Annotated in this window: 12 protein-coding genes; 4 read left to right on the forward strand and 8 right to left on the reverse strand. The window is 32.8% G+C overall.

Annotated elements, in window-relative coordinates; all coding sequences use genetic code 11:
• Positions 1-3: 3 nt before the first annotated feature.
• Entirely contained in the window at positions 4-645 is a 642-nt protein-coding gene (locus ssp1_RS11650) for a bifunctional 2-keto-4-hydroxyglutarate aldolase/2-keto-3-deoxy-6-phosphogluconate aldolase (protein WP_002451587.1), read from the reverse strand.
• A gap of 407 nt (positions 646-1,052) precedes the next feature.
• On the reverse strand, positions 1,053-2,276 hold the full coding sequence (locus tag ssp1_RS11655; RefSeq protein ID WP_075778688.1) for an AraC family transcriptional regulator: 1,224 nt from the start codon (positions 2,274-2,276) through the stop codon (positions 1,053-1,055).
• A gap of 51 nt (positions 2,277-2,327) precedes the next feature.
• Between ssp1_RS11655 and ssp1_RS11660 the strand changes: the two genes are divergently transcribed.
• Both ssp1_RS11660 and ssp1_RS11665 read left to right on the forward strand, forming a co-directional pair.
• Complete coding sequence (locus ssp1_RS11660) at positions 2,328-3,164, forward strand: HAD family hydrolase (RefSeq protein WP_107536036.1); 837 nt, start codon at positions 2,328-2,330, stop codon at positions 3,162-3,164.
• Between the two features lie 15 nt (positions 3,165-3,179).
• Positions 3,180-4,904: a glycoside hydrolase family 3 protein gene (locus ssp1_RS11665; protein ID WP_075778690.1), complete on the forward strand. Its 1,725-nt coding sequence runs from the start codon at positions 3,180-3,182 to the stop codon at positions 4,902-4,904.
• An 81-nt stretch (positions 4,905-4,985) separates the two neighbouring features.
• Here the strand turns inward: ssp1_RS11665 and ssp1_RS11670 are convergent, their stop codons facing one another.
• The 6 genes from ssp1_RS11670 to ssp1_RS11695 all read right to left on the reverse strand — a co-directional run bounded on the left by ssp1_RS11670 (position 4,986) and on the right by ssp1_RS11695 (position 10,467).
• A complete protein-coding gene (locus tag ssp1_RS11670) occupies positions 4,986-5,915 on the reverse strand; it encodes a CobW family GTP-binding protein (RefSeq protein ID WP_002451591.1) in 930 nt (309 codons plus the stop codon).
• A gap of 14 nt (positions 5,916-5,929) precedes the next feature.
• A complete protein-coding gene (locus ssp1_RS11675) occupies positions 5,930-7,270 on the reverse strand; it encodes a nucleoside recognition domain-containing protein (RefSeq protein ID WP_075778692.1) in 1,341 nt (446 codons plus the stop codon).
• Positions 7,264-8,373: an NAD(P)/FAD-dependent oxidoreductase gene (locus ssp1_RS11680; protein WP_118828236.1), complete on the reverse strand. Its 1,110-nt coding sequence runs from the start codon at positions 8,371-8,373 to the stop codon at positions 7,264-7,266. The genes ssp1_RS11675 and ssp1_RS11680 overlap by 7 nt, the downstream gene beginning before the upstream one ends.
• Before the next feature lie 280 nt (positions 8,374-8,653).
• Positions 8,654-9,196: a GNAT family N-acetyltransferase gene (locus ssp1_RS11685; RefSeq protein WP_118828230.1), complete on the reverse strand. Its 543-nt coding sequence runs from the start codon at positions 9,194-9,196 to the stop codon at positions 8,654-8,656.
• Between the two features lie 237 nt (positions 9,197-9,433).
• On the reverse strand, positions 9,434-10,072 hold the full coding sequence (locus tag ssp1_RS11690; RefSeq protein ID WP_075778694.1) for a hypothetical protein: 639 nt from the start codon (positions 10,070-10,072) through the stop codon (positions 9,434-9,436).
• Between the two features lie 14 nt (positions 10,073-10,086).
• Positions 10,087-10,467 (reverse strand): LptM family lipoprotein, encoded by a 381-nt coding sequence (locus ssp1_RS11695; protein WP_075778695.1) that lies wholly within the window; start codon positions 10,465-10,467, stop codon positions 10,087-10,089.
• Positions 10,468-10,735: 268 nt separating this feature from the next.
• Here ssp1_RS11695 and ssp1_RS11700 point away from each other — a divergent pair, with 268 nt between their 5' ends.
• Complete coding sequence (locus ssp1_RS11700; RefSeq protein ID WP_075778696.1) at positions 10,736-11,494, forward strand: ABC transporter ATP-binding protein; 759 nt, start codon at positions 10,736-10,738, stop codon at positions 11,492-11,494.
• Positions 11,484-13,364, forward strand: coding sequence for an FtsX-like permease family protein (locus ssp1_RS11705; protein ID WP_118828231.1), 1,881 nt, complete (start codon positions 11,484-11,486; stop codon positions 13,362-13,364). The genes ssp1_RS11700 and ssp1_RS11705 overlap by 11 nt, the downstream gene beginning before the upstream one ends.
• Positions 13,365-13,390 lie beyond the last annotated feature (26 nt).

The raw sequence follows: 13,390 nt of genomic DNA on the forward strand, positions 1-13,390 counted from the left end.
CCATCACCCTCTTATTGTTTTGAATTTTCCGACAAATTTTTCTGTGTTTTCTTTAATTACTGAATCATTTCCATCTTTGGCATTTTTCATTAATGCACTACCAATACCGACTGCAAATGCACCTTTACGATACCAATCTTCTAGATTATCTAATGACACACCACCTGATGGCATGAGTTCAATTTGAGGAATAGGTCCATGTACATTTTTAATAAAGTTAGCACCTAATAAATCACCAGGGAATAACTTCACTAAATCTACACCTGTTTCCATGGCTTGAACAATTTCTGTTACCGAACCACATCCAGGTAAATACGGTACCGCATATCGATTACACATTTTTGCAATATCTGGATCAAAATGAGGACTTACCACATATTCTGCGCCATTTAAAATAGCTAATCGGGCAGTCGTACTATCCAATACCGTTCCTGCACCAATGACCACGTTTTCGTCTGTTACATGTTGACTTAAATGTTGAATCACTTCTTCGGCTTGTGGTGTTGTAAAGGTAATTTCAATGTTATATATGCCGCCATCAATCATATGTTCTACAGCTGCAATTGCATCTGCTTTACTTTTGCCTCTGACAACAGCAACGAGATAATTATCATGTAAACGATTTAATGTCTGCATTTTTTTCATTTACTCAGCTCCTCGCTATTTTTAATTGTTTTCTTCGCCAACCCAACTTCATTATATTTCCAATTCAAAAAACGTCAATTCAGTGTAAAAAGGTCTGAATTGATAAAAAAATAAAACCCTTTCATACAATCTTTAATAAGAGTTGGTATCAAAGGGTTTCTAAAATCTATTCAATTTTGCAGTGTATCACAGTAATGCGTAAGTTATGATGTACCAAATTACACTTAAAAAGTATCATTTAACATGATTTTTTGTAATTTTTTATACTCTTTTATAAAATTTTGACATCAATTTACAAAATTAGGCTCGTTTTCCAAATTTTCTATGACTTAAGCTAGTGAAATCTAAAAATGAGTGATAATTTTAAAATGTAATGTAAAGGTTACAGTAAATCGTAAACAATCATATTAGTTTACCTTTTCATTGCTATAAGCTTTCTTATATTCTAAGGGCGACAATTGGTACTGTATTTTAAAACATTTTGAAAAGTAACTTTGCTGCTTGAAACCTACATAACTGGATATTTCTTCTACAGTCATAGGCGTATTAAGTAGTAAATCTCGTCCCTTTTCAACACGTAGTTGCATAATATATTGAGATAAAGACTTTCCTGTTTCTTGTTTAAATAATCTTGAAAGATAGGATGGCGCCAACCCTACTAATTCAGCCAATTCTTCTAGATGTATAGGATGGTCCAAATTAATCTTAATATGTTGAATGACTGTGTTGATATTAGAACTATAATTTAATGATTTAACTTTTAATGCTGTTTGTGCATAATCAAATATCATTCGTTTCGTAATAATTTCTAAAGTTTCAACATCTCCAGCATCATCAATTTTTGCTGCATAATTAGCAGATATTTCATTGATGATGAGTAAATTCACATCTGCTTTTTCAATACTTTTACGACACAGTGTGTTAAGTAGATATGCTTTATATTTATGGTTTAATAAATCATCTTTAACACGCCTAATTCCTGCAACTGAAACATGCATTACAGAAAATAAGTTGAGTGCTTCATCGACATTGCCATTTTGAATAGCAGTTAACATTTTATTCTCATTGTCATAACACATTTTAATTTTGTTAAATGTATACTCATATTGCTCTTTATCTTGGGCATGTGATTCTGTATTACGGTGAAAGCTAAAATCAAGTGTCTCAACTTTATAATGTACGTTTCGATTTTTTAAATATCGTACAGTTAAATGTGCCATTTTCAATGCTTGACTGTACGGGCAAACAGGTATTTGTAATAAGTATTGTTTTAAGATCGATAATTTAGAATATTTAATTTGTACTTGTTGTAACATTTCGTGGCATCTTTTTTCATTTGGTCGTTGATGTAGAAACGGACCAAGTATGACCACTCGATTATATTTTCTGTATTTAAATAGCAAAAAATTAACATCAAATTGATTCACATAATGATAAATACGATCGCTGTTCATATTTTCTAAAAGTTTCTTTAACTCTACTTTGTATTTTTTACTTTTAGTATTTGTAAATGGCGACTTTAAGTGATTACTAATATTTTTTATATCTGATAACTCGTAATGATTTAAATCAATCATTAATAATTCAAAAGCATGTACTTTTAATACATCAAAGATTTGTTGATTTAACATAATGATCACCTTCACTTAAGACTATAAACCGAACAGAAAGGATTGAAAAAATTGAATTATTCATTAGAAAATTTTCAACCTCAACATGACTACCTAATTTGCGTAGATTCAGATGGTTGTGGCATGGATACAATGACAATCAAACATGAACGCGCATTTGGACCTGCCTTATTAGATATTTGGAATTTAGATGATATGAAAGAACAAGTTTTAGAGCGTTGGAACCAATTTAACCTTTATGAAATCACACGTGGTATTAATCGATTTCAAGGTTTAGAAAAAATGCTCACAGAACTACATGAGCAAGGTCGCACTGTTGATGGCTATCATGATATTAAAGAGTGGGTCGATCATACTTCAACATTCTCAAATCCACAATTAGAACAAGATATGAAAGCGCATCCACAAAAGAAAGGACTACGTTTAGCCTTAGACTGGTCTAACCGAGTTAACGAATTAATCGGTAGATTACCTAGTCTAGGCGCATTTGAGAATGTTCATTCAACTTTAAAACATGCACACCATGATGCTGATATTGTTATTGTATCATCTGCAAATTTACAAGCGGTGGAAACTGAATGGACTGAACACCATTTAACACCATTTTTAACTAGTATCTTCGCACAAGAGGTAGGTACTAAAAAACATTGTATTCAACAACTTAAACAACACTATAAACCAGATCATATATTAGTTCTTGGGGATGCAAGAGGCGATTTACAAGCTGCCCAAGACAACCAAGTTTATTTTTATCCTATTTTGGCTGGACATGAAGCAACATCTTGGTCTAACCTAGATCAAACCTATCTCAAACTATTTATCAATAATCAGTTTGATAATACTATTCAAGACCGTGTAATTCAACAATTTTATAATAATTTTGACTAAAGGAGCGTTGTTATAATGGTAAATGTAGACTTAAAAGCTAAACCCTATTATCTTGATAATCAACAAATTGAATGGGTAGAAAATACGTTATCTCAGCTCACTGACGAAGAAAAAATCGGACAATTATTTTTCAACTTATTTTCTCTAGAAGAAGATGGAGACTTTAATAATAATGACCTTACAAATAAAGATATTTTAAATCAGTATCATATAGGTGGTGCACGATACCAAGGTGGTAATAAGCATCAAGTTCAAAACCTTCTCAACGACTTACAACACAATAGTAAAGTACCATTATTAATAGCAGCAAATTGTGATTCTGGTGGTAATGGTGCATGTAAAGATGGGACTTATATTGCCTCTGCAGCACAATGCGAAGCAGCTCAAGATATGAAAGTTGCTTATCATGCAGGCTATGTATCAGGTCGAGAATCACATGCATTAGGAGTTAATATCAACTTTGACCCTTGTGTAGACATTCTTAAAAACTGGCGTAATACTATCGTTAACACTCGCGCATACGGAACAACAGCTGACACAGTTATTAAATATACTAATGCCTTTATCGAAGGTTTCAATGAAACTAAAGATATGATTACTTGTATTAAACATTTCCCGGGTGATGGTACTGAAGAACGCGATCAACATCTCGTTTTAGGCGTTAATGAAATGACACCTGAAGAATGGGATCAAAGTTTCCGTAAAGTGTATACCAACCATATCAATAATGGTGTAGAAATGATTATGTCCGGGCATATTGCTTTGCCACATTATTCTAAAAAGTTAAATCCTAACTTGCATGATGAAGACATTTTACCTGCATCATTATCTAAAGAACTTATCACAGACTTATTAAAACAAGATTTAAACTTTAATGGATTAGTTGTGACAGATGCAAGTCATATGTTAGGAATGACGGCTTCAATGAAACGTGAGGACTATGTACCTTTAGCTATCGCAGCTGGTTGTGATATGTTCTTATTCTTTAATGATATAGAAGAAGACTTCAATTTCATGCTTCAAGGTTACCGTAAAGGGGTCATTACAGAAGAACGACTTAACGATGCGGTTGCACGTATTCTAGGTCTCAAAGCTAAAATTCATTTACACGATAAACAAGCACAACAAAAGTTAGAAAAAGAAGAGGCTGAATTAGATGTCATCGGTTGTGATGAGCATATAGAAATGCAAAAAGAAGCTGCCGATTTAGGTATTACATTAGTTAAAAACACGCTCAACCAACTACCTATTCGTCCCGAAACACATAAAAACATCCAACTTTATGTTATTGAAGGCGAAAAAAATGGCATTTATAAATCTGATGACTCAGTGACTGACCATCTCGTAAGTATACTAGAAAATAAAGGATTTAACGTTACAGTGAATGATGGTTCAACACGAATTAAAGGTAAAACATTGGACTACCGTAAAAAGGTAGATGCAGCATTAGTATTCGCCAATATCGTTGGATATGCTGCAGAAAATAATTACCGTATACGATGGTCAACTGCAATGAGTAATGAGATTCCATGGTATGTTCACGAAGTACCTACTGTTTTCACATCACTCAACTTCACTACGCATTTACACGATGCAACAATGGTAAAAGCATACATTAATGCATACCATTCAAACAAAACAAGTTTAGAAACGGTCATAGATAAAATCATGGGTAACTCTGACTTCAAGGGTAAACCTAATGATTTAGTTTGGACTAATAAATGGCAAGCTAAATTATAATAAGCAATTAATTAACCCCATATAACGCATAAAGATAACAACTAAGTTATCTTCATGTCTATATGGGGATTTATTTATACTTTAATAACCTATTTCCATATCGTTACTATTACATAATTGACGATAATCGTCATATTGTATGTTTTTACCAATTAACACCAGATATTGCGGGACTTCTTTCTTAAATGCTACTGGCGTTAATTCAAACTGACCTTGCATATATTGAACTAAATAAGTATGCGGTTGGTCTATGAATTGAATAAATCCTTTCATACGATAAATATTTGACGGTAAGGCGTCTAAATAATCTATAAACTGTAGTTTGGTACATTTGACTGGTACATCGATGTATTGATGATGAATACCTTTATGAAGTGATTGATGATCTATTTTAGTCTTTGTCATCTGTACATTGTTATCGGTAGTTTTTGTATACTTAGGCAAAGTGATTCGACCGTACATACCTACTTGAATATCTGCTTCTGGATTGATAATTTCTAATTCTTTTAATAATTGGCTGGTAACATTCACATGTGTTAAATCAATTTTATTCACAAATAAGTGAGAACAATGACTCAATTGTTCATAAAACAAACCTTGGATATCTTTTGGATAAGATTTTAACGATTGATACATTTGTGCATCTACAATGCCCAACATATGTTTAATACTAGTAAATGGTGCTAAGATGGGTGTTAAACATGCATCTACAACTGCCAGTGGTTCTGCGATCCCACTGCATTCAATAAATACAATATCAGGTTGATAATCTAAATATAGTTGATGCAATTGATCTGAAACATCTGCTTTCATTGCACAACAAATACAGCCTTCAGTAAGCTCATTTAAAGGAATCTTTTGATCAATTAATTGACCATCCACACTTTGCTTACCAAACTCATTCATAATTACCGCTGGTTGTAACCCTTGTGCCACCGCTTCAGACACGAGATGATTCAATAATGTGGTTTTACCACCACCTAAAAACCCTCCTATGATCACAATATCCATCTTAGCCACTCCTTTTAATTCATAATTGCTATAAGCTTAGCAATGGTTGCAATAATGATAACCATACTAAGTGATGTCACCATTTGTTTTGCTATCATTTTAAAACTTTCATTCAATCCAAGTTGTTTAAATACCATGGTCATCGTGACAGAACACGCTGTAAATGTGGAACTAAAAAAGACTAATAACAATAGTTGTATGACAGACAATTGTTGAATGTAAGCACCTTGATGCATATTAAATAACAACATGCCATCTTTTCTAATCATGGAAAATAAGATACCTGGAGATAATTCATTGGGAATACCTAAATACATCAATATTGGCATGAATACATGTGAAATGAGCGATAGAACGGGCGTTAAGGAAATGATACTAACAATGAAACAGATTGTGATAAAGATTGGCATAGCTTGAATGACAAACATGCAAATATTACCCCAAATTTGTTGACTCAATTGTCGCATAGAAGGCAAGTGTATGGTGGACCTATTAACAGTTTGAATTGCAAATGGGTGATGGTTTGTCCTCATCCATAATCGATTATGGATAATGCCACCCACCAATACTAATATTAAATAAGGTATAAATAGCCACGAATGACCTGCTACGCTAAATATAGATAACGTCGCTCCTATTTGGTAACTGCATGAACTTCCAAAACTAATCAAACTCATGCACTGTGTTTTGGTACAAGCATGACATTGATGACCTGCTTGTGTAATAGCCGCAGCATTACATCCAAATCCTTCTAATAAAGGAATGATATCTTCTCCATTTAATCCAATGCGTATCATCGTGGGTTCAATTGCCCAAGTGATCCACTCCTTTAAATGGCTTTGTTCAACGATAGCTGAAGACAAACTGATTAACACCACTACAGGTAATGCCCATACAAATGAATATGTCCCTAGCGATAACACACCATAATCTCCGAAGAAAATATGTTGCATGATACCATTTTGGAAATATTCTAATGAAGCTAAAAAGGTAATGCAATGTTCGACATAATGACTTTGTAGCCAATCTGAAAAGTGATATGCAACACCAATAGGCAATGCGAACATGAGTAATATCATCAACCAGCCAAGTATCATTTGTAAGATATTCGGTGTTTGATGTTGTCGCTGTTTCTGAAATTGCTCAAGGTGTTGTATAACATAGTGACTATGTTGAGAAGTAGACACTACACTCTCCAATAAAGATATATCCAATTTGTTCTTGATAATCGTTGATTTTAATAAAGCTTTTTCAGCAGATGTCAATCTTGATATATGTTGCATGGTTAAGAGATGAGTATCTTCGGGAATCGCATCATGATACCCACGCTTCAAATCATATTTCACTTCTAACATGAACACGCCACATCACAACAAGTATAGTCATCTAAGTACATTTGATTCTTTTGGTATGATTCTATGACTTGATGATTGACCGGTAAGCCTTCCCTCTGTGCAATCTCATGTGCTAATACAGCAAATCGCGCTCTGAATTTATAGATATAACATAACTTGGCATGATCATTTTCAACTGTATCACCTATTAAGAAAATATTAGGATAGCGTGTCGACTCATCTTGAAGTGTTAATTTCACATCTTGCTTTGTCGTTTCGAATAATTCTTGAACGATAAGGTTTTGCGTTACATCAAATCCGGTAGCAAGAATAGGTTCATTCACGGTTTGTACTTCATGACCATTTTCAAAATAAATATAGTACCTACCGTCTTGATAATTAATTTCTGAAACACTATAATGCACATTCATTTCTATCAACGCACCTTGTTGGATTACTTGGCTTAAGCGTTGGTGTGTATAAGGTGATAACCTTACACTTGGATCAGCGTCTTCATCATTTAGACCGGTCGTACGTGTATACAATGAAATCGTCGACTGATTTTTAGCTAATTGAATCGCAGCATCAAACCCACTTTCATTACCACCAATCACAACATAGTCTCCCTTATCGAATTCATTAAAGTCGGTCACTTCACTATAATGAATACCATACTTAAATGGTTTGTTTGGAAATTGAAAATCACCAGTAGCTACAAAAATATAATCTGCCGTGTAATCACCTTGAGTTGTCTTGATGAGATATAGACCCTCTTCCATAGAGACTTGCGTTACAGCAGTGTAAGTTTGAATACTGATACCATAGTGATAAGCCACAACTTCTAAATATTTCGCATACGTTTCCCCAGATACATGTTCCTGGTTAAAAGTGAACGCAGGTGACGTCTCTTTAGAAATAGCATTCATATCTGGCATACCAAATCCATTAGATGTAAACGATGGCGTAATGGTACGAGTTGACTTAGGCCATTGTTTAAATGATGAACCTATCTTTTCTTTTTCTAATATTAAACAATCATCTATACCAAAATCTTTCAATGTGATAGCCATGCCGATACCCGCAGCACCTGCGCCAATAATGACTACCTTTCGATGTTGTTGCATCATTAAACACTTCCTTGAGATATTTATTTTCGGATTCAAATCGAAACAATTACGATTTATAAATTATAGACCTATCTTATTAAAAATTCAATACATCTCTCAATTCTTTTATCATTAATGAACATAAATAACCCAATACTAAATCCACTAATAAAGTAAATTTAGTATTGGGTTATATTATTTGTAGATGTTTTTTAGCGTTATCGTGATGATTTTAAATATTCACAACGAAACACTGAATATATAATGTATAACCAATAATTATCTAGTCTTTTTCTATTTATGATTCCCATTCTGATTTTAATAAACTATAAACAAAACTATCTTTAAATTGACCTTGTACTTTTTCTTCGCATCTCAGTCGACCTTCTCTTGTAAAACCTAATCGTTTTGGTATCGCTTGGCTTTTTTTGTTTTCAACTGATGCTCTAATTTCCACACGATTTAACTTTAATTCATGGAATGCATAATCAATCAATGCTTTAGTACACTGTGTCATGATTCCTTTTTTCTGATGATTTTCACCTAAATAATACCCAATTGATGTTTTCTTGTTCACATTGTCAATATAGTGTAATCCAATCACACCAACCAATTGGTCTTCTATCCATATACCGCAATGAAAACCATTACCTGAGGCAAATTGGCGTAACGCTGCTTGAATAAATTTTCGACTATCTTCAACTTGGTTAGTATAAGCTACAAATGGTAACCATTCTGCTAAATATGACCTCGATTGATCAACAATATTAAATAATGTATCCGCTTCTCTCTCTTCTAATATCTTTAAAGTTACGTCTTCATTTACTTTAAATCCAAACATCCTTAACACCCCATTTACATTATTGTCACACAATTCTGTTAATTATCAACATAATAACACACGTTGTGGATAACTTACAATCAATCCTTAAACCTTGATATACATAGTTTTATCAAACTGTTAATTCAAAATTATCCACAACCTCTAAACTTATCCACGAAAAAAGCCCCTATCATTGATTCATCTTTCTTACAAAGTTTTAATCAACGATAGAGACCCTTTATTAATAATGATTATTTATTGAACAACACCATTTTTAATTTTGACGTGTTGTCCTTTTTGAATTTTGTCGTATTGCTTTTTGGGTACAACTACAACACGTTTACCTTGTTTCGTATCAACTGTTACTGTGTATAATTTTTCATGGTCTTTCATTTGATGTTTCAACATGTTCATTTGATATTGAACATTATTTTTCTTTTCCTGACTGGCTTGAGATGCGGAAGAAAAGAGATACAAATATAACCAATTATTATAAAATGACGTCGACATAAATTGAGTTTGATATGCTGCACTTGAACTATAAGGACGTCTTGGACTTACTAAAGATTTGGTAGTCGAGTTATTTTTATATTGTTTGCTTTGTGCTGACTTAGATTGACTCGATTTAGCTGCTTGTTGAGACGCTCGTTGACTTGATTGTTGAGCTGCTCGTGACGCATTAGCTGCACTTGAACGGCTCATAGATGAACTTGATGATGTGGATGAAGCACCTCTTGATGAAGCCGATGACGAACTTGATGATGAGCTACTAGAACTACTAGAGCTAGAACCACCTGAAGTACTTGCCGCATCTAGTTGAGTAGACAAAGCAACTGTCATGATCGTTACAAACGTAATGGTTATTAAACTAAATTTACATAATAAACGCTTCATAAACTCACCTCTACTTATTTAGATACTTCATCTTTAGACACTGCTTTACCTTCTGTTTCATCATCGCCATACATCATATATGGTGGACGATAAACATGGATCTTTTTACCATCTTTAATCATATATGGTTTCTTATTGCCGTCACTTAAGATATGTTCGTAAACATGATCTAAAGTTGTTTTTTCTAAATGGGATTTCCCTTTACTATCTTTATATTTGATTTCAACATTTGGTGTTTCTTCATCACCATCATTTAATACTTCGTAGTATTCGTATTCATATTTATCAGATTTTTTACTTTCTTTGGAAGGCTCTTTTTGTTCACCATTACCCCCACACGCAGCTAAAGTTAAACATAATAAACATGTGCTCACTAAAAATAAAATCTTTTTCATGAACAGATACTCCTTTCAAATTATAAATATGTAAAACCAATTAATTATATGATTACATAACTTAATTAATTATTTCAATTACATTTACAAAAATTAAACGATTAATTCTAATTTTTTATACGTATTTTTAAATATCACAAATGATTCCCTTCAACCACTTCAACCTTTCAAAGCTGTAAGTTTAGGGCGATGATTTGTAAGATTAGATAAAGGCTAGAATGACAGATCACTTCTAAAATAAAGATATAAGCAAATAAGGAGTGATAACATGTCAATCTTACAGGTCAATCAATTATCCAAAATTTATGGTAAGAAGAAGCAATATCAAGCACTTAAAGATATTAATTTTTCAGTTGAAAAGGGCGAATTTGTGGCCATTATGGGGCCATCAGGATCCGGTAAAACAACCCTTCTAAATGTCTTAAGTTCAATTGATACGATTTCGAGTGGTTCTGTGATTGTTGACGGTCACAATATAACTCAATTAAAAAATAAACAACTTGCACAATTTCGTAAGACGTCATTAGGCTTTATCTTTCAAGATTATAGTGTTTTACCAACGTTAACAGTTAAAGAAAATATTATGTTGCCTTTATCTGTTCAACAACATAGTAAGAAGGAAATGGAGCAATATTATAAAGAGGTTACTAATGCTTTAGGCATTTATGATTTAAGCCAAAAATATCCAAATGAAATATCTGGTGGTCAACAACAACGTACTGCAGCTGCACGTGCATTCGTACATCAACCTAAAATCATTTTCGCCGATGAACCTACTGGTGCGCTTGACTCTAAAAGTGCACAAGATTTATTAAATCGTCTTGAAGACATGAATCGAAAATTTCAATCCACTATCATAATGGTCACACATGATCCAGTCGCAGCTAGCTTTGCAAAGCGTGTCATTATGTTAAAAGATGGCAATATTCATTCTGAAATTAACCAAGGAGAAGATAGTAAACAAGCCTTTTATGAACGTATCATTCAACTTCAATCTTCTTTAGGTGGTGTGACTCATGTCATTTAATCAAATCACACTTAAAAATTTACGAATGAATATCAAACACTATGGTATTTATTTATTTTCATTGCTTTTAAGTATTATCTTGTATTTTAGCTTTACCACTTTGCAATTCACACACAGTATTAATAATAACAATGCTTTGGCAATTATTAAAAAAGGCGCCTCCGTGGGGTCAGTATTTCTATTTATCATTATCGTGATTTTCTTGATGTACGCGAATCATTTATTTATTAAAAGGCGTACACAAGAGTTTGCCTTATTTCAACTGATAGGTTTAACACGTAGTAATATTTTAAGAATGCTATGTATTGAACAACTAACAATATTTCTAATCACTGGTGTACTAGGTGTGATGATAGGCATATTTGGTTCTCAACTTTTATTGTATATCGCATCAAAATTAATGCATTTAACAATTAAATTGACTATTGGTTTCGAACCTATGGCTTTATCTTTAACATTATTGCTATTAATTATTGCATTTACACTTATCCTATTCCAAAGCTATATATTCTTAAAAAAGCGTAGTATTTTAGCTTTAATGAAAGACCGCCGTCATACTGAGGCCACTAAAGTTAAAATTACCTTTTTAGAAGTAATTAGCGGATTGTTAGGTATTGCGATGATTGTTTTAGGTTATTACATGGCTACTGAAATGTTCGGTACTTTTAAACAATTAACATTATCTATGACATCACCGTTTATTATATTATTTCTAACTGTCGTAGGTGCTTATTTATTTTTCCGAAGCACTGTGTCACTGATTTTTAAATCAATTAAACACTTTAAACATGGCCATGTCACTATTACAGATGTCGTATTCACCGCTTCAATTATGCATAGAATAAAGAAAAATGCGATGTCTCTAACTATTATTGCAGTTATTTCGGCTGTTACCGTTTCTGTCCTTTGCTTCGCCACAATTACACAAGAAAATAGCAACAATACTTTTAAATCTATAGCACCTCAAGATTTTAACTTAACAACTGAAAAGCAAGCTCAATTATTAAAAAAACAATTGGAGAAAAATCATATCGACTATCACACCAAAACGTATGAATCCATTTCTCCTAAATCAGTAGAAGATAAGGTTTTGACATTAAAAAATGATAGTAAAAGTATGGCAATACACAATGTACTTGTACCAAACGACAATCTGAATGGTACTGACGCAATTATTACAAATACGAAAAATACACCTGGTATTATGGAGGTTCATATTAATCAAACGGTAACTGTAAAAGGTAAGCAACAACAAACTTTTAAAGTGACTAAAGAGGATAAAAATAAAATACTGCCACTTGATCTCACATCTAATATGCCAGCCATTGAAGTCAGTCGTGCCGAATTTAATAAATTAAAGACGGCTGATATCACACACAATATATATGGCATTAGTCTTGACCATCATCAAGACATGAAACAAGCCACACACATTGCAAAATCAATTGATCCTAATATTCAATCGAAAAATGAAATTAAAAAGGACTTAGATGCGACAAATGGTATTTTAGTATTCGTGACATCATTCCTCGGTTTATCATTTTTAATTGCTGCGGGTTGTATTATTTATATTAAACAGATAGATGAAACTGAAAATGAAATTGATCATTTCCGTATATTAAATCGCATGGGTTTTACTCATCATGACATGTTAAAAGGGCTAACTTTAAAAATCATTTTCAACTTTGGCCTACCACTCATTATCGCATTATTACATGCTTTATTTGCTGCAATTGCTTTTATGAAATTAATGGGAAACGTGTCATACACTACCATCATTATCGTGATGATTGTGTACACTATTGTCTACTTTGCATTTGCGCTAATAGGATTCTTACATTCTAGTCGAGTTATTAAAAAAGCCTTTTAGTCATTATTTAAATAAAAAGTATAAGG

Source organism: Staphylococcus sp. M0911 (genome assembly GCF_003491325.1).
In the GTDB taxonomy this organism is placed as follows: Bacteria; Bacillota; Bacilli; order Staphylococcales; family Staphylococcaceae; genus Staphylococcus; species Staphylococcus warneri_A.

Bases quoted from the DNA above. Each gene is read 5' to 3' on its own strand.
- ssp1_RS11650 (WP_002451587.1), bottom strand. From the start codon at position 645: ATGAAAAAAATGCAGACATTAAATCGTTTACATGATAATTATCTCGTT.
- ssp1_RS11655 (WP_075778688.1), bottom strand. From the start codon at position 2,276: ATGTTAAATCAACAAATCTTTGATGTATTAAAAGTACATGCTTTTGAA.
- ssp1_RS11665 (WP_075778690.1), top strand. From the start codon at position 3,180: ATGGTAAATGTAGACTTAAAAGCTAAACCCTATTATCTTGATAATCAA.
- ssp1_RS11670 (WP_002451591.1), bottom strand. From the start codon at position 5,915: ATGGATATTGTGATCATAGGAGGGTTTTTAGGTGGTGGTAAAACCACA.
- ssp1_RS11675 (WP_075778692.1), bottom strand. From the start codon at position 7,270: ATGTTAGAAGTGAAATATGATTTGAAGCGTGGGTATCATGATGCGATT.
- ssp1_RS11680 (WP_118828236.1), bottom strand. From the start codon at position 8,373: ATGCAACAACATCGAAAGGTAGTCATTATTGGCGCAGGTGCTGCGGGT.
- ssp1_RS11685 (WP_118828230.1), bottom strand. From the start codon at position 9,196: ATGTTTGGATTTAAAGTAAATGAAGACGTAACTTTAAAGATATTAGAA.
- ssp1_RS11690 (WP_075778694.1), bottom strand. From the start codon at position 10,072: ATGAAGCGTTTATTATGTAAATTTAGTTTAATAACCATTACGTTTGTA.
- ssp1_RS11695 (WP_075778695.1), bottom strand. From the start codon at position 10,467: ATGAAAAAGATTTTATTTTTAGTGAGCACATGTTTATTATGTTTAACT.
- ssp1_RS11700 (WP_075778696.1), top strand. From the start codon at position 10,736: ATGTCAATCTTACAGGTCAATCAATTATCCAAAATTTATGGTAAGAAG.
- ssp1_RS11705 (WP_118828231.1), top strand. From the start codon at position 11,484: ATGTCATTTAATCAAATCACACTTAAAAATTTACGAATGAATATCAAA.